The sequence below is a fragment of the Sedimentisphaera salicampi genome, from assembly GCF_002117005.1.
Taxonomy (GTDB): Bacteria; Planctomycetota; Phycisphaerae; order Sedimentisphaerales; family Sedimentisphaeraceae; genus Sedimentisphaera; species Sedimentisphaera salicampi.
The window spans coordinates 1008190-1032080 of record NZ_CP021023.1; the positions used below are offsets into that span (position 1 = coordinate 1008190).

Annotated in this window: 21 protein-coding genes; 8 read left to right on the plus strand and 13 right to left on the minus strand. The window is 46.9% G+C overall.

What is annotated here, in order from left to right; genetic code table 11:
• Positions 1–14 precede the first annotated feature (14 nt).
• From cysD to metX, 7 genes are all read right to left on the minus strand, one after another.
• Entirely contained in the window at positions 15–827 is an 813-nt protein-coding gene (cysD, locus tag STSP1_RS03735; RefSeq protein ID WP_085755061.1) for a sulfate adenylyltransferase subunit CysD, read from the minus strand.
• A gap of 175 nt (positions 828–1002) precedes the next feature.
• A complete protein-coding gene (gene dgt / locus STSP1_RS03740) occupies positions 1003–2103 on the minus strand; it encodes a dGTP triphosphohydrolase (protein WP_085755062.1) in 1101 nt (366 codons plus the stop codon).
• A gap of 15 nt (positions 2104–2118) precedes the next feature.
• Positions 2119–2619, minus strand: a complete 501-nt coding sequence (locus STSP1_RS03745) for an HIT family protein (RefSeq protein WP_085755063.1) — start codon at positions 2617–2619, stop codon at positions 2119–2121.
• Positions 2616–3599, minus strand: coding sequence for a hypothetical protein (locus STSP1_RS03750; protein ID WP_085755064.1), 984 nt, complete (start codon positions 3597–3599; stop codon positions 2616–2618). The genes STSP1_RS03745 and STSP1_RS03750 overlap by 4 nt, the downstream gene beginning before the upstream one ends.
• A gap of 85 nt (positions 3600–3684) precedes the next feature.
• Positions 3685–4602, minus strand: a complete 918-nt coding sequence (locus STSP1_RS03755; protein WP_085755065.1) for a hypothetical protein — start codon at positions 4600–4602, stop codon at positions 3685–3687.
• Positions 4603–4757: 155 nt separating this feature from the next.
• Entirely contained in the window at positions 4758–7112 is a 2355-nt protein-coding gene (hypD, locus tag STSP1_RS03760) for a trans-4-hydroxy-L-proline dehydratase (protein WP_085755066.1), read from the minus strand.
• 141 nt (positions 7113–7253) lie between these two features.
• Positions 7254–8990: a homoserine O-acetyltransferase MetX gene (metX, locus tag STSP1_RS12655; RefSeq protein WP_123806970.1), complete on the minus strand. Its 1737-nt coding sequence runs from the start codon at positions 8988–8990 to the stop codon at positions 7254–7256.
• A 292-nt stretch (positions 8991–9282) separates the two neighbouring features.
• Between metX and STSP1_RS03770 the strand changes: the two genes are divergently transcribed.
• The 8 genes from STSP1_RS03770 (at position 9283) to trpA (ending at position 18436) form a co-directional block, all read left to right on the plus strand.
• Positions 9283–11493 (plus strand): hypothetical protein, encoded by a 2211-nt coding sequence (locus tag STSP1_RS03770; RefSeq protein ID WP_085755068.1) that lies wholly within the window; start codon positions 9283–9285, stop codon positions 11491–11493.
• Between the two features lie 269 nt (positions 11494–11762).
• Positions 11763–13259 carry an anthranilate synthase component I family protein gene (locus STSP1_RS03775; protein WP_085755069.1) on the plus strand — a complete coding sequence of 499 codons (1497 nt, stop codon included), beginning with the start codon at positions 11763–11765 and terminating at the stop codon, positions 13257–13259.
• Positions 13260–13283: 24 nt separating this feature from the next.
• Positions 13284–13904: an anthranilate synthase component II gene (locus STSP1_RS03780; protein WP_085755070.1), complete on the plus strand. Its 621-nt coding sequence runs from the start codon at positions 13284–13286 to the stop codon at positions 13902–13904.
• Positions 13905–13917: 13 nt separating this feature from the next.
• The gene (trpD, locus tag STSP1_RS03785) at positions 13918–14922 is read left to right on the plus strand and encodes an anthranilate phosphoribosyltransferase (RefSeq protein WP_085755071.1); all 1005 of its coding nucleotides are present in this window, start codon (positions 13918–13920) and stop codon (positions 14920–14922) included.
• Complete coding sequence (trpC, locus tag STSP1_RS03790) at positions 14922–15722, plus strand: indole-3-glycerol phosphate synthase TrpC (RefSeq protein WP_085755072.1); 801 nt, start codon at positions 14922–14924, stop codon at positions 15720–15722. The genes trpD and trpC overlap by 1 nt, the downstream gene beginning before the upstream one ends.
• Positions 15719–16390, plus strand: a complete 672-nt coding sequence (locus STSP1_RS03795) for a phosphoribosylanthranilate isomerase (protein WP_161491596.1) — start codon at positions 15719–15721, stop codon at positions 16388–16390. Before trpC ends, STSP1_RS03795 begins: the two co-directional genes overlap by 4 nt.
• 1 nt (position 16391) lies before the next feature.
• Positions 16392–17588 carry a tryptophan synthase subunit beta gene (gene trpB, locus STSP1_RS03800; RefSeq protein ID WP_085755074.1) on the plus strand — a complete coding sequence of 399 codons (1197 nt, stop codon included), beginning with the start codon at positions 16392–16394 and terminating at the stop codon, positions 17586–17588.
• Positions 17589–17623: 35 nt separating this feature from the next.
• On the plus strand, positions 17624–18436 hold the full coding sequence (gene trpA, locus STSP1_RS03805) for a tryptophan synthase subunit alpha (protein WP_085755075.1): 813 nt from the start codon (positions 17624–17626) through the stop codon (positions 18434–18436).
• Between the two features lie 58 nt (positions 18437–18494).
• On the opposite strand, the gene fabF is transcribed toward trpA, so the two are convergent.
• The 6 genes from fabF to plsX form a co-directional block, all read right to left on the minus strand.
• A complete protein-coding gene (fabF, locus tag STSP1_RS03810) occupies positions 18495–19745 on the minus strand; it encodes a beta-ketoacyl-ACP synthase II (RefSeq protein WP_085755076.1) in 1251 nt (416 codons plus the stop codon).
• 22 nt (positions 19746–19767) lie between these two features.
• Positions 19768–20010, minus strand: a complete 243-nt coding sequence (acpP, locus tag STSP1_RS03815) for an acyl carrier protein (protein WP_085755077.1) — start codon at positions 20008–20010, stop codon at positions 19768–19770.
• Positions 20011–20147: 137 nt separating this feature from the next.
• A complete protein-coding gene (gene fabG, locus STSP1_RS03820; protein ID WP_085755078.1) occupies positions 20148–20885 on the minus strand; it encodes a 3-oxoacyl-[acyl-carrier-protein] reductase in 738 nt (245 codons plus the stop codon).
• Between the two features lie 25 nt (positions 20886–20910).
• A complete protein-coding gene (gene fabD, locus STSP1_RS03825; protein ID WP_085755079.1) occupies positions 20911–21846 on the minus strand; it encodes an ACP S-malonyltransferase in 936 nt (311 codons plus the stop codon).
• Positions 21847–21861: 15 nt separating this feature from the next.
• Entirely contained in the window at positions 21862–22878 is a 1017-nt protein-coding gene (locus tag STSP1_RS03830; protein ID WP_085755080.1) for a beta-ketoacyl-ACP synthase III, read from the minus strand.
• Positions 22875–23891: a phosphate acyltransferase PlsX gene (gene plsX, locus STSP1_RS03835; protein ID WP_085755081.1), complete on the minus strand. Its 1017-nt coding sequence runs from the start codon at positions 23889–23891 to the stop codon at positions 22875–22877. The genes STSP1_RS03830 and plsX overlap by 4 nt, the downstream gene beginning before the upstream one ends.

Below are 23891 nucleotides of genomic sequence, written 5' to 3' on the forward strand. Positions count from 1 at the left end.
TGTAATGCTCGTTCCTACATATACCCCAGAGTGCGGAGTTTCTGCATCATATAGTCGTCTTCTTTGTCCTGCGCTCTTCCGCTTCGCTCAGAGACTTTTGTGCTCTTCAGCTCTGCTATTATATCATCTATGGTTTCTGCGTTAGAATCTACAGGTCCGCAGCAGGTCTCGCAGCCGATACTGCGGTATCTTTTGCCGTTTTTGGCAAAATAGAGGCTGGGAACCGGGATATTCTCGCGTTTGACATATTCCCAGATATCCACTTCCCTCCATCCAAGCAGGGGATGGACTCTGAGGTGCTCTTCCTGAGCGGCCTTAGTTTTATACTGATCCCAGAGCTCTGGTGGCTGGTTTTTGTAGTCCCATTCGAAGTCTTGATCTCTCGGGCTGAAAACTCTCTCCTTTGCCCTAATTCCGTGCTCATCTCTTCTTATTCCAAGCAAGAGCGCCTTAAACTGATAATCTGCTATTGCGTTTTTCAGGGCGAGGGTTTTGAGCTGATTGCAACATTCAAACTTGCCCTTATCCGGCCCCATTCCCTCGGCGAGGGCTTTTTCATTTTTCGCAACTTTCAAATCAAGATTCCACTTTTCAGCATACTTATTTCGGAAATCATATATCTCCTGAAATTTGTACGACGTATCAATGTGCATAATCGGGAATGGAATTTTGCCGAAAAACGCCTTTCTAACGAGCCAGAGAAGTGTTGTGCTGTCTTTGCCGATAGACCACAGCATAGCAATATTTCTGAACTGACTGTACGCCTCACGGATTATGAAAATGCTTTGATTTTCGAGCTTATCGAGTTGTGTGTAATTGCCGGCCATTTTTACCATCCAGAAAATTTAATTTTTTATTTTTCCAGCAATAATTATAAAAAAAACCTTCGCAATTGCAATTAAAGGATGGAAGATGCGGAAGAAAGCCAAAGGCGGCAGCTTCAAAGGAAAGCAGAGGTTCAACCCTAACAATTTTATTTTTTTTATGTATTGAAACGAACTGCTATTCCCTGCCGTCGAGCTCTTCGAGCATACGCATACAGAAACGGTCTGTCATACCCGAGATATAATCGCAAACCATCCTCATACGCCCGTATTCCTTCTCAAATGAGCGGTAGTAGCCCGGAATTTCGTCTGTGTTTTCGTAGAAATATTCGAAAATTTTCTCCAGCCACCCTGCCACTTCTTCCGTTGTAGCCCGAACCTTCTCAGACTTATACAAATTTTTCACCAGGAAGCTTTCAAGCTCACGGAGGGCAGAATCCGAATCATTGCTTATACCAACCAGCGGCTCACTTCGCTGGTATATGTCGCTGAGGGATTCTATGCCTGCGTTTTCAATAAGCTTAACGCTGGTTTCGATAGCATCGCTTACCAAGCTGTCGAGTATTTTCTTTGAAACCCGCACATTTCTTATAAATCCGTCGCTGATATCTTGCTCCCGAAGCTCAACAACCGCCCTTTTAACTATCTCAAGCTCCCAAACTTGCGGTACATCAATCACCTTGGCCTTTGCTCTGAGGCCGTCTTCAAGGTCGTGGCAGTTGTATGCGATTCTGTCGGCTATGTTTGCGATCTGGCCTTCAAGCGAGCAGTTTTTTTCAATGCATTCATCGCTATGGGGCGGGTCGTACGGGCTGAGATGTCTTGAGAGCCCAAGACGTGTTTCATAACACAAATCCAGACCAGGGAACGCCGGGTACGGATGCTCCAGCACCTCCACTACCCTGAGCGTTTGTATGTTGTGTTCGAAGCCGCCGCTGCCAGCCATAATTATATTGAGCGCCTCCTCGCCGGAATGGCCGAAAGGACTGTGGCCAAGATCGTGGGCGAGGCAGATTGCCTCAGTGAGGCTCTCGTTTACGCCGAGACACTTTGCGATTGTCCGCCCAATCTGAGCAACTTCAATGCTGTGAGTAAGGCGGGTTCGGTAGTGGTCGTCCTGGCCTGGCGTGAAGACCTGCGTTTTGCCCTCAAGCCTTCTGAATGCGCTGCAGTGGATTACTCTGTCCCTGTCGCGTTCAAAGGCATCTCTATACGGGTGCGGGGTGTTTTCGTAGATTCTTCCCTTTGAATTTGCCTCAGTTACAGCGTACGGTTTCATCGAATATCTTTCAAACTAACAATGCTTTATCAGTTTGTCGTACAAATCTCTAAGCCCCTGGCTTACGACATCAGTCTGCCCGCATACTGCCATAAAATTCGTATCGCCGTCCCATCTGGGAACAATATGAATATGCACGTGCCCAGGCAGGCCTGCTCCCGCGCAGCGGCCGATATTTATCCCAACATTAAACCCATCCGGGCTTATTTCTTTTCGCAGCAGGGCCTGAGTTTTCTTAACGCCCTTAAACAAATCGAGCATCTCGTTATCGCCTAAATCTGCTATATCGCCAGTATGCCTGAGAGGGCATATCATAATATGGCCGTTGTTATATGGGAATTTATTGAATACGGCCATCGAATGCTCTGTCCTAAAAAGAACAAAATTTTTCGCATCATTCTCCGGCTCGTTTGCATAACCGCAAAGAAAGCAGCCTTCTGAGCTGCCGGAAAGGCCTTGGATGTATTCCATTCTCCAAGGCGCCCAGAGGTTTTTCTTTTCAAATTCGCTTCTCATTCTGCCAGTTCAACTGTTATCTTCTGATGCACATCCAATTTCGGCACGCTGTCTCCAAGCGGAATCATAAAGCCCGCCTCCATAACCATATCATACTCCTGCGTTTCGCTTATAAGAACGCCTTCGAGCTGGTCGTAAACTGTTTTACCCTCGCCTTCAAGGCTCAGGGGCTTATAGTTCCGCAGGAAGCCAAACATCCCTTTGGTTTGGAATGAGCCCTCATAGGGCTTTGGACGGGGCTCAATTGATGGCGTAAATTTCAGTTTGCCGTCTTCTGCCTCTTTGTATGTGCTTAGTTCATAGCTGCTTTTTATAATCATTCGGCTCTCATCTTCAGGCTGAATCTCGGGGGGAAGGCTGTATGTAACGATTCTTTCTGCAGGAATTCCCACAGCAAATGGAACCATCAGCACAGATTCCCACTCCTGCCCGGGAGAGATTCCAAAAGACTTTTTATTAGCACTGGCCACTGCGTTCCAGAGTGTCCACTGAGAAGCAGCGAAATCAAGAATCATATCGGGATCTTTAATGCGGCGTTTTCCGCTTTCTTTTATTGCCTGCTTGCCAGCCTTGGCGAGGGCTTCCTGAAGGCCGGAATAGTCTTCAATCTCGCCTGCAGAGTTAATCTTGATTTTCCACTTCTCCCCTTCAAGAACCTCGAGCGGATCTGAGCTTCTTTTCTTTCCGGTAAATGAGCTGCGCTGAACGCTTATATCCCTGCATTCTGCCTCAAGAACGGTGCTGCCAAGCTCATCAACCTCCACAGGTTTATAAGCAATCTGCATATTGAGCTTCTCAGATGCGTTCTGCTTTTTGCCGGATTTGCTGCCTTCAAGAGTTAGCGTAATATCACGCTGTGAAACAAAGTTGTACACCATATCCTGCTTGTCAAAACCGAGCGAGAGATAGGTTTTTTGGCTGCTGCATCCAGAAATAAGAACAGCAGCAGCAGCGGCTGATAAAAGTAAAGCTCTCTTCAAATTAACACTCCTCAATAAAAATGTTTGCCATAATCAAAAAACAAAATGCCCGCTGTAAGAGCTCAGCGGGCATTTGAGTTTGCTTTTAGATCTTTTCAAATGAGTACTTATGAATGAACCTCATAGTAAGAACATCCGGCCCTTTTTTAGTATCGCCGCCTTTGGGCTGCTCCATTGCCACATGCTCGCTCACCAGAGATTCTGAAGACTTAACCACCTCACCGGTTTCAGTATTATAAACCATACTGCCTGTGAAAGTGTCTTTTGTGTCAAAGATGTTTGCCATGAAGCCCATAGAGCCTGAGCCCACATCAAGCCCTTCAATTTCTTTATTAGTCTGAGAGCCGGTCATTTCTATATGAGCGATGCCGTCCTGCATCTTTTCGACTTCATAAGTTTTTCTGAAGGCCTTGGAATCAAGAGCTCCCTTAGGGCTTGCCGAATATCTATCCCAGCTCTTGCCTTTTGCTACAGTCGTGCCGGGCTTTGGAATCCCTCTTATAGTATGCCTTTTGATGATGTAATCATCCTTGAAAATTGTTTTGGCTTCTCTGGTGCGGCATTTTTTCATTATGTCTTCTTTATCCACCACTTCAACCGTACCATCGGCAGCCATGGATATCTTGTAAGACTCGCCTATAATAGATGCAAGGGTCCCGCTTTCATCCTCTTTGCTGTTGAAATCTACATTCACCCCTTTGCTGTTCTTTGAGAAGAACACAAGCTCTTTTACAGTAATATCGAGGATTGCAGTCCCGTCCGGCTTGAGTGAATCAACCTTCTGGTCGAACACCATCTCAACCCTGCCGACATTTCTGTCCAGCTTGCTTTTCTCTTTCGAGGGCTGTTCGAAGCTCACTTCCTTAGTAGTTTCCTGAGAAACCTTGAATGTATCAACCTCGCCGGGCTGATAATTCAAAGCAAATTCTGCTGTCTGGCAGCCTGTCAGAAGGGCTGCGGCACAAACAAACAACGCTGTAAAAACAATACGAAAAGATCTCATTTTAGTCTCCAATAAGCGTAACATTAATGCTGATTAAACTGCGTTAGCATAAAAATATTATATAAGAAACAGTTTTTACCACAAGTTATTGATATAAAAAAATAAACACCTTTATAGTTTATTCCTCTCTAAGAGGCCATTTTTACAATCTAAAATCAAACATCCTGCTCGGTACGTTTGATAATCTCATCCTGCAATTCTTTTCCTAAAACAATGAAATAATCGCTGTATCCGGCCACTCTCACAATCAGATCTTTATGCTTTTCTGGATTCTGCTGGGCATCAAGAAGCGTTTCTTTATCCACAACATTAAACTGAATATGATGCCCGCCAAGCTTAAAATATGACCTGATAAGGTCTGCAAGGGCTTTTACCCCTTTGTCCTTCATCAGCTCGGGACTGAACTTCATATTAAGAAGAGTGCCGCCGGTGAGAGAGTGGTCAAAACAGGATGCGCTCTTGATAACACCCGTAGGGCCGACCTGATCAGCCCCCTGCGTTGGCGAGATTCCGTCTGAGAGCGGCTCTCCTGCCTTTCGACCTGAGGGAAGAGCCCCCGTTACCGTGCCGAAATAAATATGCGAGGTAGTGGGCAGAAGGTTCACACGATAGAAGCCGCCCTTTGTGTTTGGTTTGCCGTTTAATGCATCGTAATACATTTGGAACACATTTTTGGCAATCTCGTCGGCATAATTGTCGTCGTTGCCGTATTTAGGGGTCTTGTTCAAGAGCTGCTGGCGGAGATATTCATTATCTTCGAAGTTATTCTTGAGTGCCTCAGCAAGCTCTTTCATAGATATATTCTTCTCATCGAAAACATTGTACTTCAGCCCTGCAAACGCATCAGCCGCTGAACCAAGACCAACGCCTTGAATGTAAGTGGGGTTGTATCTCGGTCCGCCGTTGTGGTAATCAAGTCCTCTATTTATACAGTCGTCAACAAGCAGAGACATAAACGGAACTGGCATACGCTCGGCATAAAGTCTTTCTATCTCGCTGTTGAGTGATATCTTCAAATCTATGAAGTAGTTCAGCTGCCGCTTATACTGCTCGAGAAAATCATCAAAGCTTTCAATCTCTTCTGCTGGCTTTGTTTTCAGCCCAACCTGCCTGCCTGTAAGCGGGTCAACGCCTGCATTTATGGTGATCTCTAAAATCTTGGGCATATTGCAGTAGCCGGTGAGGATGCAGCTTTCCTTTCCGAAAGCGCTTACTGTAACGCAGCCGCTCGGGCCTCCGTTTCTTGCATCTTCAAGAGACTTACCTGCATTCAGCATTTCTTTTATTATCACATCAGTATTAAAAACGCTCGGCTGGCCGAACCCTTCACAAATCACCTTGCAGGCTCTTTCGAGGAATTTATCAGGATTCTTCTCGCTCAGCTGAATGCAGGAGCTTGGCTGAGTTAGACGCATCTCTTCGACTACATCCATAATCATATATGAGAGTTCATTAACGGCGTCTGAGCCGTCAGCGGGAAGAACGCCGCCAACATTAATGAGAGAAAAATCTGTATATGTTCCGCTCTGCTCTTCTGTAATACCAACTTTGGGCGGAGCGGGATGGTTGTTAAATTTTATCCAGAAGCATTCCAGAAGCTCTACGGCCTGCTCTCTGGTCAGCCGGCCGCTTTGAATCTCTTTCTCATAGAAAGGCATAAGGTTCTGATCTATTCTGCCCGGGTTGTATGAATCCCATGGGTTTGTCTCGATTATTACGCCCAGATGAATGAACCAGTACATCTGCAGGGCTTCGCGGAATGTATCGGGCTTTGAGGCAGGGACTTTCCTGCAAATCCTTTCAATCTCGAGCAGCTGCTCTTTCTTCTCACTGTTGCTTTCATTTTTTGCAAGCTCGGCGGCGAGGTCTGCATATCTTCCTGCAAACATAATCAGGGCATCTGCCGCTATAGCCATAGCTTCAAGCTGCTGATGCTTCTCCTTTGCCTCGCTGTCAGACTCAATCTCGTAAACGCTCTCCCTTATCTCCTCCTTGAAATCATTGAGGCCTCGGTTGTATATTTTGTCATCGAGAATGGCATGCCCCGGGCTTCTCTGCTCCATAAACTCAGTGAAAACACCCGCATCGAAGGCCTTCATCCAATCTTCACCTGCTCGTTCGAAGACTTCCTCCCGCATAGTTTTTCCCTGCCAGTAGGGTATGATGCGATCTTTGTAAACCTTCTTCACATCATCAGAAACTGCATACTGTGTTTTTTCCCGGGTGCTCATAATCTCTAAATCTTCAATGCTGTGGCAGCATATCTCGGGATACGTAGAAACGGCTTTCGGCCCTGAGCCCCGCTCGCCGACTATCATCTCTCCTTCGGATATATGTATGCTCTTATTGGCCAGAATATATTCAAACATCCTCGCTCGGGCGATTGGTGCAGAAAGCCTTTCATCAAGCTCTTTTATGTAAAAGTCTGTTACAAGCTCTGCACGTTCGGGACAGATAAAGGGCTTCGTGTTTATGCTTTCTTCCCTTAGTTTCCTCACTCTCTGATTCATTTTGCTGTCCTTAAAGTTTTCCTGAAAATCAAGTGTTAAAAATTGTATTGTTAAACATACCCTGATTATAAAACAAAAGTTTTAAATTTCAGCTTTTGAAATGGAAAATTAAACAAAAATTTAAAATTTCTTTCTGCTCGATTATGATTCTCTGCTGATAAGATAAATCGCCTCTCTTCCGAAAAGGTTAGGCAGAAAATTTACAATCCCCGTTCCTGCTGTTCTAGGCACGATTCTCTGCTCTATGCGAATATTGATGCTTCGGCAGAGCTTTTCAAAATCCTTCATTGAGAAGAAATGAACATTTGGGCTGTCATACCAGCTGTACGGCAGAGAGCTTGTAGTAGGGGCTCTTCCGGCAAAAAAGAGCTGCGTCCGGCAGCTGATGTGAGCGAAATTCGGGAAAGTAACTACGGCCTTTCTCCCAATCCGTACAATCTCCTTGAGCAGTTCTTTTGGCCGTTTGGTTGTCTGAAGGGTTTTCGAGAGCACTACATAATCAAACTGGCCGTCAGCGAAAGATTCCAGCGAATCTTCAATATCCGCCCAAACAGCAGGCACCCCCTTCTTAAGGCACGAGCCTATTGATTCAGTATCGATATCGATGCCCAAAACATCGCATTTGTTTACATCTCTGAGCCTTGCGAGCAGCTCTCCCTCGCCGCAGCCGAGATCTAAAACATCCCCGCTTTCAACAAACCGATTCTGGATAATATCATAATCAGACCGGCCCGGCTCGCTGCTTGGTGTGTAAGCAAAGGAATCTGCCATTTTACGAGATGTAGCCCAGACAAAATTTTCTATGTAAGGCCCGATAACATCCGTTTCGATCAGGAACGCATCATGGCCGTGATGAGAGTTGATGTTGGCGTATGAAACATCCTTTTCGTTTGATACAAGGGCATCAACGAGTTCCTGCGAGTGTTTTGGCGGAAAGAGCCAGTCGCTCGAATAGCTCACCACAAAGAACCTGGCCTTAACCGAAGCAAAGGCCTTCTCGAGAGAGCCGAATTCCTTCTCAAGGTCGAAATAATCCATAGCCCTTGTGATGTAGAGGTAGGAATTTGCATCGAATCGCTCAACAAACCTTCTTCCCTGATGGTCGAGGTATGTCTCCACTGAGAATTCAGGGTCGAAATCATAGCTGTAATCATCGGAGTTTCTAAGCGCACGGCCAAACTTCCGCCTCATTCCTTCTTCGGAAAGGTAGGTGATATGTCCAATCATACGGGCTATCCCAAGCCCCCTATCGGGGCCTTTATCTTCGGGATACTGCCCGCTGTTGAATTGTTTATCGGCCAGAATCGCATTACGCCCTACCGCATCAAATGCAATAGCCTGGGCTCCTAGATGGGAGGTAGTGGCGATAAGAACAACGCATTTCACCTTCTCGGGATAATCTATAGCTATTCTCATTGCGTGCATTCCGCCCATAGACCCGCCTATCACACACAGAAGCTTTTCAATTCCGAGCTTATCAACAAACATCTTATGAACCCGCGCCATATCTTTTATGGTAAAGAGCGGGAAATCAAGCCCGTACTTGAGCCCAGTATCCGGGTTTATCGAGGATGGCCCAGTTGTCCCTGAGCAGCCGCCGAGAAAATTCGAGCATATAACAAAGTATTTATCTGTATCAATATACTTGCCCGGACCGATCATATCATCCCACCAGCCGGGTTTGCTGTCTTCGCTGGTGCTGTATCCGGCCACGTGCGCATCACCTGTAAGCGCATGGCAGATATAAACAGCATTTGAGCGGTCTTGGTTCAGCTCGCCGTAGGTTTCGTAGGCAACTTCAACTTCTTTAAGTACGCCGCCCGATTCAAGCTCGAAAACCTCGCCTTCTTCAAGAATGCTCAGTTTCTTCGTTTCCACCACGCCTACGCTTCCGGGTATTCTGTTTTTCTTATAACGATTCGCTTTAATATCCTTTCCTTGAGAACAAAACCTTGAAAATTATGTAATATAGAATAAGGATTTTAGCATTATGGCAATGTTTTTCAACTTTGCTTTTTTAGAATAAAGTGTTAATTGCAAGAATAAAGAATTGACTTAAGACAGGTGTTTTGATTATACTTTCAGTATATTATGCCTGAAGCGGGAAAAACAGGCTTTACTCGTGGATAAACTTTAACTTTTTTACCCTGCAACTCCTTTAAAAACTATAATGAAGATAAAGAAAGCTCTGCAAATATTTACAATGCTTCTACTGCTTACTGCAAGCGGAGAGAGGCATTTTGCGTTTGCTGATGAAGAAAATGAAAAGCTGGAAATATATAAATCTACCCTGAGCTCTGACAAAGAGCCTCAGATGAGGGCTTCCGCAGCAAAGCAGATACTTCTCAGCAACCAGCAGAAAGAAGCATTAGAAATTATCAAACAGGTTTTCAGCTCAGGCAGCCCTGAATCTCAGCAGGCAGTTCTGCAGGCAATAGAAAACAGAGACACTTGGGAGAAGAAACTCCCCCGCCGGCAAGAATACGTCAATATAGTTGTAAACTTCCTTTCATCAAGCGATGCGGCTATGGCACAGCAGGCTGCTCAGAGCCTTTCAGGCTTTGGTTACACAGAGTACGGAGAAAAACTCAAGGAAAAACTGCTCTCTGAAGACACAAGCAAAAAGGGCAAGCTGAACCTTCTGCACACATTATCTTTAAACCTCACAGAGAAGAAGGCTGTTGAGACGATGATTGCTGCGCTGGATTTGAAAGACAAAGAAGTAGCAAAGAAAGCAGCAGAAATACTTCAGGGCTGGGCTCCTGAAGAGGATAACAGCAAGGTATGGGAAGAGTACATAAAAGAACTCAAAGAAAAGAGCCCTGAACAGTTAATCGAAAACAAACTCAAAGCCCAGAACAAAACGATAAAAGAGCTCGAAAACTACAGCGGCAGACTGAAAAACGAGCTGCTCGACACCCTAAACAGGCTCTACGACAGCACCAAAGAGACTGAGCAGAAGGTGGCTTTGATCATAGAAAAGCTTGAGAGCCCAAACTTCAATGTAAGGCTCTGGGCTGTTCGTAAAGCAGAGCAGTGGCGCAGCAATGCGGAAGTGCCCGATCAGATAAAGGAAAAACTCAAAACACTCATTTCGGACGAGAAGGCACAGCTTCGCAAAGCCACAGCCGAGCTTATGGTTTATCTGGCTGAGTGCAATCCTTCTCAGGAGCTGTACACCCAGCTGCAGCGGGAAACAAATCCCGAGGCAAAACTCGCACAGTTTGAAGCCTTAACTGAGAGCTGCTATTTTGGTCTTCTCCAGTCTTCTGAGGTTAAGGTAGAGCCGAAGGTGCGGGTTTTTGCTCTGAATACAGCAAGAAATATGATCCAGAACGGAAACCGCACGCAGGTTCTCTCGGCAGTGGAATCCATAAGGAAACTGCTCGACAGAAACGGCATAAGCGAAGAGGAAACACGGGCATACTTCAAGGCGATTCTAAAAAAATATCAGTCTGTTGTTACAGAAAACCAGAATTATGCAGCAGAGATCCTCGAACGTTCAGCGGGTCTTTTCGCCCAGAACGCTCATTACCGCTCTATCGCTGTGAAACTCTTTGAGCCTGCTTTGAGCCAGACGCTCTCCAGCAAGAACGACAAACTTCTCAGTGCGGCAATATCCTGCCTTGAGGTTATAAGCAAGTCTGATCTGCTCCAGAAGATCCGCAGCGCCGAGCTTTACAATAGGTCAGAGCAGATACTATCCAAATCACTTCAGATAGCCTCTCAGGCCGGCAACGGCAAGGACGTTAAATGGATAGAAAGCAAGATAAAGCAAATGCCCGAGCAGGCAGCAGATGCCCTTAAAAGCATAATGAAAAGAACAGACGGGAAGGTTTCTGATACAGTTGTTTCTCATCTGCAGAGCTATGATATGCCTGAGAAAAAGAAGGCTGAACTGCTTGAGGCTGCGATGCAGAAAAACAACCTTTCCATTGGATCTTTCAAAACAGCTGCCAATGCCCTTTATTCCAGAAATATGCATCAGCAGGCTGCTGTTTGCTACAGAAAGCTTATGTCAGCGGACACCCTTTCTCCCGAGCAGCAGAACAGGGCTTTGAACGTATTTGCGAAGATAAAGGATTATTCAGGCTTCAGCGAAGTGCTAAAGCTGGTTATAAGCAGGACAGATTTCACAAAAGACTCGCAGGCACATAAGCTAACCCTCTCTCTGCTGAACGATAAAGAAATCAGCAAGGAAAATAAGGCCGCATTCCTTGAGAAACTGAGCACTATACCTGCAACAGGCAAGCCTGAATGGAAAAAATTCCTCGATTCACTGACTCCCGAAAAAGAAGAGCAAAAAAAGGAACCGAAAAAACAAAGCAAGCCTTCTGAGCCTGATAAGGACAAAAACCAGCAAAAAGAAAAGCAGAAATAAACAAAAACGGCAAAAAATTTAAAAATAACAGTTTTTAAACTTGATTGCCGTTTTTATTTTAATATGATGTTTCTGTAAATAGAAACGAAAAGGAAAAATTTTTATGATTACATGTGCATACAACAGCTTTTACTGGTGCTGGCTTCCTGAGAAATGAGAGAAGCTTCCGGAAAAGTTGTGCACTTAAAAAAGGTATTTAAGCCGTAAGCTCTCTCAAAGTTTACGGCTTTTTTTGTTAAATTTAGAAAAGATTTGAAGGTTATATTAAAATGAATTTAGACAAGTTCCCCGATTTCGATGAGTTTAAGAAGCAGTTTGCAGAAAACAGCGTGGGAGTGGTATGTTCGGAATTTCTTGCTGATATGGAGACGCCTGTATCTCTGTTCGCAAAACTTTACGACGCCTACCAAGGGCGGATTTTCCTGCTCGAGAGCGTTGAAGGCGGAGATCGCTGGGGCAAATACAGCTTCATAGGCATAGGCGTTCACAAGAAGGTGGAGGTGTTTGCTGAAAACGTTGTGATCACAGGCACGAGCGGCAAGGAAACCATCGCCCATGAAGGCCGGCCTTTTGATGTTCTGCGGAAGATTTCATCAGAGTATAATCTTGCACATATCAGCAGAATTGAAAGGATGCCAGCCGGCCTGGTGGGATATATGAACTACGAGATGGTGAGCTTCTTTGAAAAAATCCCCAACAAGCTCGAAAAAGATAAGTCAATTGCTTGTTTTGTAGTGCCGGAGGTGATTATATCTTTCGATAATTCAAAACACACCTCAATATGCGCCGCCCTCGCCTTCAAAGAAGAGGTCTCCGATCCGAAGCAAGCCTATAAGCAGGCCGCTGATAAGGTAATCTCGGTAAGGCATATGCTTCAAACCCCGGCAGTTTCCACAATAGCCAAGGACGACGGGGATTTCTCAGTGAAGCCGACCTGCGGCAAAGAAGAATTTATGGAAAAGGTGGAGAAGGTTAAGGAGCATATAGCAGAAGGCGATATAATTCAGGCTGTGATATCGCACCCCTTTATATGTGAACACCGGGTCAGTCCGCTCTCGCTTTACAGGGCACAGCGTTATATTAACCCCTCGCCTTATATGTTCTTCATCGATATAGATGAGAGAACCCTTGTGGGCTCATCCCCTGAAACGATGGTTCGCCTTGAAAACGATAAGGCTTTTCTGAAGCCGATTGCAGGCACGAGAAAAAGAGGAGCAAGCCAGCAGCAAGACCGCAAACTCGCCGATGAACTGCTAAAAGACGAGAAAGAACGTGCTGAGCACCTGATGCTTGTGGACCTCGGCAGGAACGACCTCGGACGAATCGCCCAAACCGGCACCGTTCAGGTAACGGACCTGATGATAGTGGAGCGGTATTCGCACGTTATGCACCTTGTATCGAATGTTGAGTGCAATATCAGGCAGCAGAAAGACTGCTTCGACCTCATCCGTGCTGCCTTTCCCGCAGGAACGCTCTCAGGAGCTCCGAAGGTTCGGGCGATGGAGATTATCGGCGAGATGGAAGAGGAGCCCAGAGGCCCATACGGCGGCTGCGCAGGCTATATCTCATTCAACGGGGATATGGATATGGCTATTACGATACGAACTGCTGTTGTGGAAAAAGATAAGGTTACAGTACAGGCAGGGGCAGGAATAGTGGCAGATTCAGATCCCGAGAGCGAATATATCGAAACAGTTAATAAATCTATGTCTATCCAGAGAGCTCTAACTTTCATAGAGGAAGTTATGCTCCCGGGAAGCCATTAATTAATAGAAAAGAAAGGCTGAGCAATGATACTTCTAATAGATAATTACGACTCATTCACCTATAATCTTGAGCAGTATCTCAGGGAGCTTGAGGCGGAAACTGCGGTTTACAGAAACGACGCCCTTACCTGCCCTGAGATAGAGAAGATGAATCCTGAGGCAATAGTAATATCACCCGGGCCGGGAAGGCCGTCTCATGCGGGAATTTCCGTTGAAACGGTAAAAAAATTCAGCGGAAAGATTCCGATTCTGGGGGTTTGTCTTGGTCATCAGGCTATTGCTGAGGCATTTGGCGGAAAGATAATACGCGCGGGAAAAATTATGCACGGAAAAACCTCCGAGATAACAAACGATGCCAAGGGAATATTCTCCGGCTTCAAGAAACCATTCAGGGCGATGAGATATCATTCGCTCGTGGTTGACCGAGATTCGCTGCCGGAAGAGCTGGTGATAACCGCTGAGAGCGAAGACGGTGAGATTATGGGGCTTCGCCATAGAAGCCACTTCACCGAAGGCGTGCAGTTTCATCCGGAATCGATAATGAGTCCGCACGGCAAAAGGATGCTGCGGAATTTTATAAATCAGGCCAAACTGCTCACCGATAAAGACGGCGGGGCAGGCAGATTCGCCGAGGCATTAATTTAAGGGAGATTGAACGATGATTTCTGATGTACTGAATAATTTAATTGCAAAGAACGATTTATCCCGCAGGCAGGTTGCAGAGCTTTTCGATCATATGCTCTCAGGCGATCTTACCGGCTCTCAGACGGGAGCTCTGATTATGGGACTTGCCTGCAAGGGGGTATCATTTGAAGAGCTGGCTGGAGCCGCCTCGGCTATGCGTGCTAAGGCGAGAAAGATGCAGCTTACCGCCTCTAACCATATAGACACCTGCGGGACAGGCGGAGACAGCCTAGGCACGTTCAACATCTCCACCGCCACTGCCTTCGTTGCCGCCGGAGCGGGGGTAAGCGTTGCCAAGCACGGTAACAGGAGCGTTTCAAGCAAATGCGGGAGCGCAGATGTCCTTGAAGCCTTCGGGGTTAATCTGGACGTGGAGCCTGAAATTGTGGCCGATGCTGTGGACACGATCGGGATAGGATTTCTCTTTGCGCCAAAGTTTCACTCGTCAATGAAACACGCCGCCGGCCCGAGAAAAGAACTCGGGATAAGAAGCATATTCAATATGCTTGGGCCTCTTACCAATCCTGCGGGCACAAGACGCCAGCTTCTGGGCGTGTTTGCACCGGAGCTTACAGAGATGTTCGCAAACGCCTTGAATCTGCTGGGTTCCCAGAGGGCATTTATCGTCCACGGCAATGACGGGCTCGATGAGATCTCCGTATGCGATTCCACCCGCATAAGCGAGCTGAACAATGGGACAGTGAAGACATATGAGCTTTATCCGGATATCTATTTCGGAAGCTATGCAGAACCCGAATCACTGAAAGGCGGTGATGTGCAGCAGAATGCTGAGATAATAGACGATATTTTTTCAGGCAGTAAGAGCCCTGCAAGGGATGTTGTGGTAATAAATGCGGCTTTCGCAATCACTGCGGGCGGAGAGGCCGAAGGGATAGAGGAAGGAATCAAAATTGCTGAAGAGGTTATCGATCAGGGCAAGGCCAAGAATAAACTGAAAGAACTGGCGGAGTTTGCATAATGAAAACAGAGCAGAGAAACATATTAGCGGAGATTGTGGAAAGGCGGCTTGAGCTTGTTGCGCAAGACAAGCAAAACAGGCCGATTGAATCTATAAAGGCGGAGATTGATTCCGACAGACCCAAGAGACGTTTCTTCAGGGCACTGAAACAGGACTTTGATGCAATAAATATAATCGCTGAGATCAAACGCCGATCTCCTTCCAAGGGAATTATTAAAGAAAGCGTTGATACTGCTCAAACCGCAAGGACCTATGAAGAAGGCGGGGCATGTGCAATATCCGTGCTTACAGAACCGGACTACTTCAACGGCTCGCTTGAAGACCTGCGCAGCGTGAAACAGGCTTCAACGCTTCCCGTTCTGCGTAAGGATTTCATCGTAACAGAGTATCAGATATATGAATCTGCCGCAGCTAAGGCAGATGCAATACTGCTTATTGTGGGTTGTCTGGAAGACAAGCAGCTCTCAGAATACTACCACATAGCGAGGGAAATCGGGCTTGATGTGTTGGTAGAAATCCACGACGAGGCCGAACTTAGCCGGATCTCCGATATAGACCCGAGAATTGTAGGCATAAACAACCGAAACCTCAAAACTTTTGAAACCAGCGTATCAAACGCTATATCTCTGGCCTCAAAACTCGAGAGATACCAGCTTCCGGTTGCCCTGAGCGGGATCAACACGATAGCAGATGTGCAGCTTTCAAAAAATTACGGAATATCAAATTTCCTGATAGGAGAAAGCATTATGCGAAGCAGCAGCCCTGTGGAATTTATAAGAGAGCTCAGGGGGAAGCAGTGAATCTATCTGGATTGCAGGTAAAGATATGCGGGCTTACAAACCCTTGCGATGCAGTAAGATGCTTTGAATACGGAGCGTCTGCTGTGGGTGTTGTGTCCTACGAAAAGAGCCCGAGGTTCGTGGATTCGGCTCTGGCTAAGCAGATTAAGGAAGCAGCGGGGGAAAGGCCTGTTGTGGCAGTTACTGTAGATAAAAGCCTTGAGCAAATAGAAGAGATTCACAGGGAAACAGGGATTAACTGGTTTCAGCTTCACGGCAGCGAGACGCCGGAATTTGCAAAACAGCTCCAAGAAAAGGGGCTGGGAGTAATCAAAAAGCTGAAGGCTTTTGAGGCAGCCATGGATCTTATTACAGAGAGATTCACAGGCTTTCCCCTTCTTCTGGAATCAGGCAGCGGCGAGCTTCCGGGCGGGAATGCTTTGGAATGGAACTGGGGGGATTCGAAGTGCATATCAGGCAAACGCCCGTTTCTCCTTGCAGGCGGGATAAACGAAGAGAATCTCACGCAGGCAATAAGCGAGGCTTACCCGGACGGCATTGATCTTAGCAGTGCAGTGGAATCGAGCCCTGGAGTAAAGGATATGGGCAAGGTGAAGAGCCTTTTTGACACCCTCGGGAATGCAATGCAGGAAATTAAATACGAACGGAAAATAAAAAGGATCTTTTAGAATGAACAACAATTACAATTATCCGGACAGCAGAGGTCATTTCGGCCAGTTCGGCGGGATGTACGTTGGCGAGACGCTTATGCCCGCTATCCTTGAACTGGACGAGGCGAGAAAAAAATATATGCAGAATGAAAGCTTCAAGAGCGAACTGTCGGAACTGCTTAAGAAATACGTGGGCAGGCCTTCGCCGCTTTATTTTGCCTCTCACCTGAGCGAATATGCTGGGGGAGCAAATATATACCTCAAACGCGAAGATCTCGTTCATACCGGCGCACACAAAATAAACAATACTATGGGGCAGGGACTGCTCGCAAAATATATGAACAAGCGCAAGCTCATTGCTGAAACCGGCGCCGGCCAGCACGGCGTAGCTACTGCTACAGTAGCCGCCCTGCTGGGAATGGAGTGCAAGGTGTTTATGGGCAGGGAGGACATAAAACGACAGAAGCCCAACGTTGACAGAATGCGGCTTATGGGTGCTGAGGTGATTCAAGTTGACGGGGGGACAGGCACGCTCAAAGACGCAATGAACGCCGCCCTTCGATACTGGACAACCGCCGTTGAAGATACGTTTTACGTTATCGGAACTGTTGCGGGGCCCCATCCTTATCCAATTCTCGTACGCGATTTCCAGAAGGTTATCGGCGAGGAGGCTCGGGAGCAGATGCTCGAAGACACCGGAAAGCTGCCCGATTCAATCGTTGCCTGCATTGGCGGAGGCAGCAATGCGATGGGCATATTCTATCCCTTCCTTGCAGACGATAATATTGAGCTTGTAGGAGTTGAGGCTGCGGGCAGAGGGATCGAAACTGGTGAGCATGCGGCAAGCCTCACACACGGGTCTGTGGGAATTCTGCACGGGTCTAAGTCTTACGTGCTTCAGGATGAATACGGACAGATCAGCGAGGCCTATTCGGTATCAGCGGGGCTGGATTATCCCGGCGTAGGGCCTGAGCATGCCATACTGAAAGAAATCAGCAGGGCAAAATACGAAACAATCACCGACAGCGAAGCTATGGACGCCTTCTGCCTGCTTTCGGAAAAGGAGGGGATTATCCCCGCTCTGGAGAGCTCGCATGCGATAAGCTATGCAGTTAAATACGCTGCCGAGCTGGGCAGGGGCAAAAATATGCTGGTAAACCTCTCCGGAAGAGGTGATAAAGACCTCACCAGCGCGATATCTATTCTTGGTATGTAGCAGATAATAATAACAACACAGCTTTGGATAATAAAATGAGCAGAATTAAAGACACCTTTACTAAACTCAAAAACGAAAATGCTAAAGCCCTTGTCGGCTTTATCACCGCAGGCGATCCGGATATGGAAGGCTCGCTTGCTGTGGTATCGGAGATGTTCAATAACGGTCTTGATATACTCGAATTGGGCATTCCTTTCTCAGACCCCACCGCCGACGGCGATGTGATACAGCGGTCTTCTGCGAGATCCTTAAAGGCAGGGGCGAATCTGAGCAAAATACTCCAGATGACAGCAGCCTTGAGAGAGAATTACAATCAGCCGATTATCATCTTCTCATATCTCAACCCAATCTACCGGTTTGGGTATGAAAGGTTTATCAAAGAGGCACTTGAGGCAGGGGCAGACGGTCTTCTGGCGGTTGATATGCCGCATGAGGAATCAGAAGACTTCAAATCAATCAGGGATAAACATTCATCCGCAGAAGATTTTGCGCTGATTAAACTCGCCGCCCCCACAACCGATGAGGCAAGACTTGAAACAATATGCAAGGCAGGAGAGGGCTTTATTTATATGATCAACCGCGTGGGAATTACAGGAACAGGCGGGCTCGATCCCGAATCTGTTGCGGCGCACGCTGGCCAGATTAAACAGCATACAAAACTGCCTGTCTGCATGGGATTTGGAGTATCCTCGCCTGAGGATGCGGAGAAAATTGCATTTGCAGGGGATGGAGTAGTAGTGGGAAGCTTGTTTGAAAAAACTATCGAAAACAACTTAGACAAGGGAAAAGATTTTTATTCAAAAGCCGTGGGAAAAAAAGTGAAGGAACTGAAAATCCCGCTTCAATAAGAATTTCAGAGCATTAAAAAGCCCCTTGATTAAGGGGCTTTTATTTTCAATACAAAACTTATTTCACCTTCTTGAGAACCAGTGAGGCATTGTGCCCGCCAAAACCGAGCGAATTGCTCAGCACAACATCTACATCCCTTTGCACAGACTCACCAAGTATATGGTTGAGCTGAGGAAGGCATTTCTCATCGAGATTTTCTGTGTTCGCAGTAAGCGGAATTATAGAATCATCTATTGACCTCGCCGAAACAATCAGCTCTATCGCCCCGCTTGCTCCAAGGAAATGCCCTGTGCAGCTCTTGGTGGAGCTGATTGCAGGCCTGTCTGCATGTTCGCCGAATACGCTCCTTATTGCGAGTGTTTCAGCAATGTCATTGAGCTGAGTGCTTGTCCCGTGGGCATTGATGTAATCCACATCTTCGGGATTAACTCCCGCATCATTGAGGGCAAGTTTCATACCTCTTGCCGCTCCCGCACCATCCGGCAGAGGAGCAGTGATATGATGGGCATCGCCGGTGGCTGAATAGCCCGCAAGCTCGGCATATATCTTTGCCCCGCGTTTGACCGCATGCTCATACTCCTCGAGTATCACAGTTCCGGCACCTTCAGAGAGTATGAATCCGTCTCTTTCCACATCGAACGGGCGTGAGGCCTTTTCGGGCTCATCATTCCGCGTGCTCAATGATTTGAGCGAACAGAAAGAAGCAAGCGCTATCGGCGAAACTGCCGCCTCGCTTCCGCCTGTAATCATTACGTCGGCATCGCCGTCCTGTACCATTCTGAAAGCTTCTCCTATGGAGTGAGCTGCAGAAGCGCAAGCTGTAACAACGCAAAGATTCGGTCCTTTGGCTCCGAGTTCAATTGACACGCATCCTGAAGCTGCGTTTACCATTAGTTTGGGCACACAAAATGCTGAAACTTTCGAAGGCCCTTTGGCAAGAAGCCTTTTATGCTGAGTTTCTATTTCCTGTATGCCGCCGATGCCAGAGCCAATCAAGACCCCGGTTCTCTCGGCTTCTTCCGGAATAGACAAATCTAAACCGCTCTCTTCAAAAGCTGTCATCGAGCTTACAAGAGCAAATTGACTGAATCTGTCAAGGCGTTTGGCTTTTCTGCGTTCAATGTATTTGCTTACATCGAAGTTTGTGCACTCACCGGCTATCTTCACGTCGTAATCGGAGGGATCAAACCCTTCGATTTTAGAGACGCCGCTATTGCCCTTACAGAGGTTATCAAACAGACTGTCAACTGTCTCGCCATAGGCGGTTACACAGCCCATCCCGGTTATTACAACTCTACGTTTATCCATAATCAAGCTTGGTTTAATCGAGTTACTCTGCTACTTTCAAAATGTAATCAACAGCAGCGCTGACGGTCTGGATCTTTTCAGCTTCCTCTTCAGGAATGCTGGTATCAAATGCATCCTCAAATTCCATCACCAGTTCCACTGTGTCAAGCGAATCCGCGTTTAGATCATTGATAAAAGATGTTTCTTCAGTGATAGACTCAGGGTCCACACCCATCTGCTCGCTTACAATCTCAACGACCTTTTCGAATACTTCCTGACGTTCCATTCTCTATTCTCCTAATAAATTAGAAAGTTTCTTTTCTGTTTCCAAATCCTGCGGCGGTATAATACCGACACGTAATCCAAATTCAAATGAAATCTTATTAAATTTTAACATTATTTTAGCGGTTGGACACTTTCCGGCTACATCGCCATCCCGCCGTCCACGCAAAGCACCTGTCCGGTAATGTAGCTTGATTCGTCTCTTGAAAGAAAAGCTACAGCCTTTGCCACGTCTTCCGGTCTGCCGTATTTTCTCATCGGAATCACAGCCTTGGCTGCATTTTTAACCGAATCAGGCAATACGCTGGTCATATCAGTTTCAATGAATCCCGGAGCGATGCAGTTTACCGTAACATTCTTCTTGCCCACTTCCCTGGCAAGGGACTTGCTCATGCCGATAAGGCCGGACTTGCTCGCAGCGTAATTTGCAGAGCCTGCCTGCCCCATAACACCAGCAACCGAGCTGATATTAACAACCCTTCCGAACTTATTCTTCACCATAGCTCTGAGAACGGTCTTTGTAGCCATAAAAGCGGCCTTTAGGTTCACGTTCAGCGGGATGTCGTAATCCTGTTCTTCCATCTGCATCATAAGTTTATCTCGGGTAACACCTGCGTTGTTTACGAGGATTCCCACGCCGCCGTAGGCTTCGGAAAGCTCATCAAGGGTTTTTGTAAGCTCATCAAGGTTTGTTATATCGCAAAGCCTTGCTTCTACTTCAAAACCTTCCTTCTGAACCACTTCCTTAAGCTCATCAAGCTGTTCCTGATTTATATCGAGCCCTGCAACGGCTCTTCCTTCTCTGAGCAGCTCAAGAACTATAGCGCGGCCGATTCCTCTTGCCGCACCTGTTACTACTGCTAATCTTTTCTCTGACATATCAAACTTTCCTTCTCAAATCCAATCAATCTTCAAGGCTCTCGATAAATTTCTTTATTGAGCCTGCATTGCTTAGATTCGTAACTTTCTGTTTTCTGTCAATCTTTTTCATAAGACCGGTGAGCACCCTGCCCGGGCCGATCTCGTAAAAATCATCTGTTCCGTCTTCGATAAGCCTTTCCATACATCTCTGCCACAATACAGAGCTTGTCAGCTGGAGGCAGAGCCCATCTCGAACATGCTCAGCAGAGGAATAATACTCCGCTGAGGCGTTGGAAATCACCTTAGCTTTGCCCAGAACAATCTCTTTGCTGTTTAAGGCTTCTCTTAGGGCATCTGCTGCGGGCTGCATAAGCGGCGAGTGAAACGCTCCGGCTACCGCGAGCTCTACCGTTTTCAAGGCTCCCATCTCGCTTGCCAGCTCTGCTGCTCTGCTGCAGGCTTCAGGGCTGCCGCTGAGGACAATCTGTCCGGGGCAGTTGAAATTCGCCGCTACGAGAGTATCGCCCTGCCGCGCCTTTTCCACTACCTCCATAACCTTATCCTCATCAAGCTTGAGAACGCTGAGCATCGAGCCCGAGGAATTTTCGGCTGCCTTCTGCATTGCCTCGCCTCTCTGCTGAACAAGCACCGCTGCATCTTCAAAGCTCAGCATACCGGCTGCGTATAGAGCGGTGTATTCACCAAGACTGAGCCCCGCTGTTACATCAGGCTTAAGAGCTGTTCTGTTCTTGATTACTTCCAGCATCGCAACACTTGCTGCAAATATAGCAGGCTGGGAGATGCTGGTTTTATTGAGCTCGTCCTGAGGGCCTTCAAAGCAGTACTGAGAAACTTTCCAGCCCACTGCCTCATCAGCCCTTTGAAAGATCTCCTTTGCTTCAGGAAAATCTTCAGCGGTTTGTTTGCCCATTCCAACAATCTGCGATCCCTGCCCGGGAAATATAAACGCTATACTCATATCAAACGCCTTCAATCAAAATTTAATGATGTTTCCGCCCCAGGTAAGGCCTGCACCGAATGCAACCAGTGCTACGTAGTCGCCTTCGGAAATATGGCCTGCCCTGTTACATTCATCAAGGGCGATTGGTATTGAAGCTGCCGAGGTGTTGCCGGTTTTATCTATATTAACAAAGAGCTGGTCCTGAGTAAGACCGAGCCTCTTGGCGCTGGATTCGATTATTCTCGCATTCATCTGATGCGGTACAACCTTCTTAATATCCTCGCTTTTGAGGCCTGTTTTATCAAGGCAGTCTTCTACTGTTTCCACTATCTTTCTCACGGCGAGCTGATATACTTCTCTGCCGTTTATGAACATATATTTCTTGGCCTCATCCTCCAGCGGCTTATCCGCGGGATACTTTGAGCCATAGGCCTGGCAGTTCAGGGCAGTCCAGCCTGTGCCGTCTGAGCCCATATTGCTGTACAAAATCCCTTTTTCCTGCTCGTCTGAGGCCTTAACCACAGCCGCCCCTGCCCCATCTCCGAAAAGTATGCAGCTTGCGCGGTCTTTATAGTTGGTTATCTTGCTGAGCGTTTCAGCACCTATCACAAGCACATTATTCAAAGCACCGTTATTTATGCAGTTGGCCGCTGTCATAAGGGCGAATACAAACCCGCTGCATGCGGCAGAAAGGTCGTACGCCGCTGAATTCTTCGCTCCCAAATCAGCCTGCACAAAACATGCAGTCGAGGGAAAAACCATCTCCGGTGTAACCGTGGCAACTATTATTAAATCAAGCTCTTCAGGATCCATCCTGGCCTGCTCAAGCGCCTTCCTTGCAGCCTCAGCAGCAAGTGAAGCGGTGGTTTCATTCTCGCCGGCTATGTGCCTTTCCTTGATTCCTGTTCTTGTAGTGATCCATTCGTCGTTGGTTTCTACGATTTTTGTCAGATCATCGTTGGTAAGGATATTCCCCGGAAGCGCCGAACCTGTTCCGGCGATCACTGCGCTCCTTGAGGGCAATTGTACTTTTGGATTATTATTGCTCATTGCGGAGTCTCCACAGACCTGCTGGACAGCCAATCAACTATCTGGTCGTTTATTTGTTTGTTTGTGAATCTCTCGGCTGCAAGCACTGCATTCTTTATAGAACGTGGCACACTCGACCCGTGGCATATAACAGAAGTTCCGTTCACGCCCAGAAGCAGCGCACCTCCATACTCATGATAGTCGTATTTCTTGTAAAAACGCTTCATCATACCCTTGAATTTAAGGGCAAAGAGCATATTTTCTTTTTTCAGTTCATCTCTTATAGCCCCGAAGAGGTGGTCAACAAGCCCCTCGGTTAGCTTTAACACAATATTACCAACAAAACCCTCGCAAACTGTAACATCGCAAACACCCTTAAAAACATCCCTTCCTTCAATGTTTCCAATGAAGTTTAGGTCTTCATCGTCTCTTAAAAGCGCACGTGTTTTCTTTGTAACCTCATTGCCTTTGCTTTCCTCCTCACCTATACTCAATAGCCCCACTCTCGGCTTTTCTATACCAAGCATCTGACTTGAATAAACGCTTGCCATAATCGCATACTGATATATGTTGATCGGCTTGCAGGACACATTCGCCCCAACATCACATACAACGTGCGGGCCTGTTTTTGTAGGGAAAACAACTGCAATACCCGGCCTGTTCACGCCGGGAAGATTTCTCATTCTGAGCTGACTTGCAGCTACGCAGGCTCCTGTATTGCCCGCAGAAACTATAGCATCTACCTCACCTTTGGACGCCATCTTCGCCATAACAGCAATAGAGCTGCTGCGTTTCTTCTTAATCGCCTCCACAGGAGGTTCTTCCATACCGATTACTTCCGGTGCGTGGATTATCTCAAGATTGTCAAACTTAGAGGCATTTTTGAATTCACTGAGTTTGTTTTTAACAATCTCTTCGGGGCCTACCAGATATATGGCATCGCCCTTTTCAATTTCCTTAGCAGCGAGCAGGGCTCCTTCAATATTAACCCCGGGAGCTCCGTCTCCGCCCATTACGTCCAAGGCAACTCGCAT

What these genes read in the sequence shown, in the direction of transcription:
- cysD (WP_085755061.1), bottom strand. Translation starts at nt 827, where the DNA reads ATGGCCGGCAATTACACACAACTCGATAAGCTCGAAAATCAAAGCATT.
- dgt (WP_085755062.1), bottom strand. Translation starts at nt 2,103, where the DNA reads ATGAAACCGTACGCTGTAACTGAGGCAAATTCAAAGGGAAGAATCTAC.
- STSP1_RS03745 (WP_085755063.1), bottom strand. Translation starts at nt 2,619, where the DNA reads ATGAGAAGCGAATTTGAAAAGAAAAACCTCTGGGCGCCTTGGAGAATG.
- STSP1_RS03755 (WP_085755065.1), bottom strand. Translation starts at nt 4,602, where the DNA reads ATGAGATCTTTTCGTATTGTTTTTACAGCGTTGTTTGTTTGTGCCGCA.
- hypD (WP_085755066.1), bottom strand. Translation starts at nt 7,112, where the DNA reads ATGAATCAGAGAGTGAGGAAACTAAGGGAAGAAAGCATAAACACGAAG.
- STSP1_RS03770 (WP_085755068.1), top strand. Translation starts at nt 9,283, where the DNA reads ATGAAGATAAAGAAAGCTCTGCAAATATTTACAATGCTTCTACTGCTT.
- STSP1_RS03775 (WP_085755069.1), top strand. Translation starts at nt 11,763, where the DNA reads ATGAATTTAGACAAGTTCCCCGATTTCGATGAGTTTAAGAAGCAGTTT.
- STSP1_RS03780 (WP_085755070.1), top strand. Translation starts at nt 13,284, where the DNA reads ATGATACTTCTAATAGATAATTACGACTCATTCACCTATAATCTTGAG.
- trpD (WP_085755071.1), top strand. Translation starts at nt 13,918, where the DNA reads ATGATTTCTGATGTACTGAATAATTTAATTGCAAAGAACGATTTATCC.
- trpC (WP_085755072.1), top strand. Translation starts at nt 14,922, where the DNA reads ATGAAAACAGAGCAGAGAAACATATTAGCGGAGATTGTGGAAAGGCGG.
- trpB (WP_085755074.1), top strand. Translation starts at nt 16,392, where the DNA reads ATGAACAACAATTACAATTATCCGGACAGCAGAGGTCATTTCGGCCAG.
- trpA (WP_085755075.1), top strand. Translation starts at nt 17,624, where the DNA reads ATGAGCAGAATTAAAGACACCTTTACTAAACTCAAAAACGAAAATGCT.
- fabF (WP_085755076.1), bottom strand. Translation starts at nt 19,745, where the DNA reads ATGGATAAACGTAGAGTTGTAATAACCGGGATGGGCTGTGTAACCGCC.
- acpP (WP_085755077.1), bottom strand. Translation starts at nt 20,010, where the DNA reads ATGGAACGTCAGGAAGTATTCGAAAAGGTCGTTGAGATTGTAAGCGAG.
- fabG (WP_085755078.1), bottom strand. Translation starts at nt 20,885, where the DNA reads ATGTCAGAGAAAAGATTAGCAGTAGTAACAGGTGCGGCAAGAGGAATC.
- fabD (WP_085755079.1), bottom strand. Translation starts at nt 21,846, where the DNA reads ATGAGTATAGCGTTTATATTTCCCGGGCAGGGATCGCAGATTGTTGGA.
- STSP1_RS03830 (WP_085755080.1), bottom strand. Translation starts at nt 22,878, where the DNA reads ATGAGCAATAATAATCCAAAAGTACAATTGCCCTCAAGGAGCGCAGTG.
- plsX (WP_085755081.1), bottom strand. Translation starts at nt 23,891, where the DNA reads ATGCGAGTTGCCTTGGACGTAATGGGCGGAGACGGAGCTCCCGGGGTT.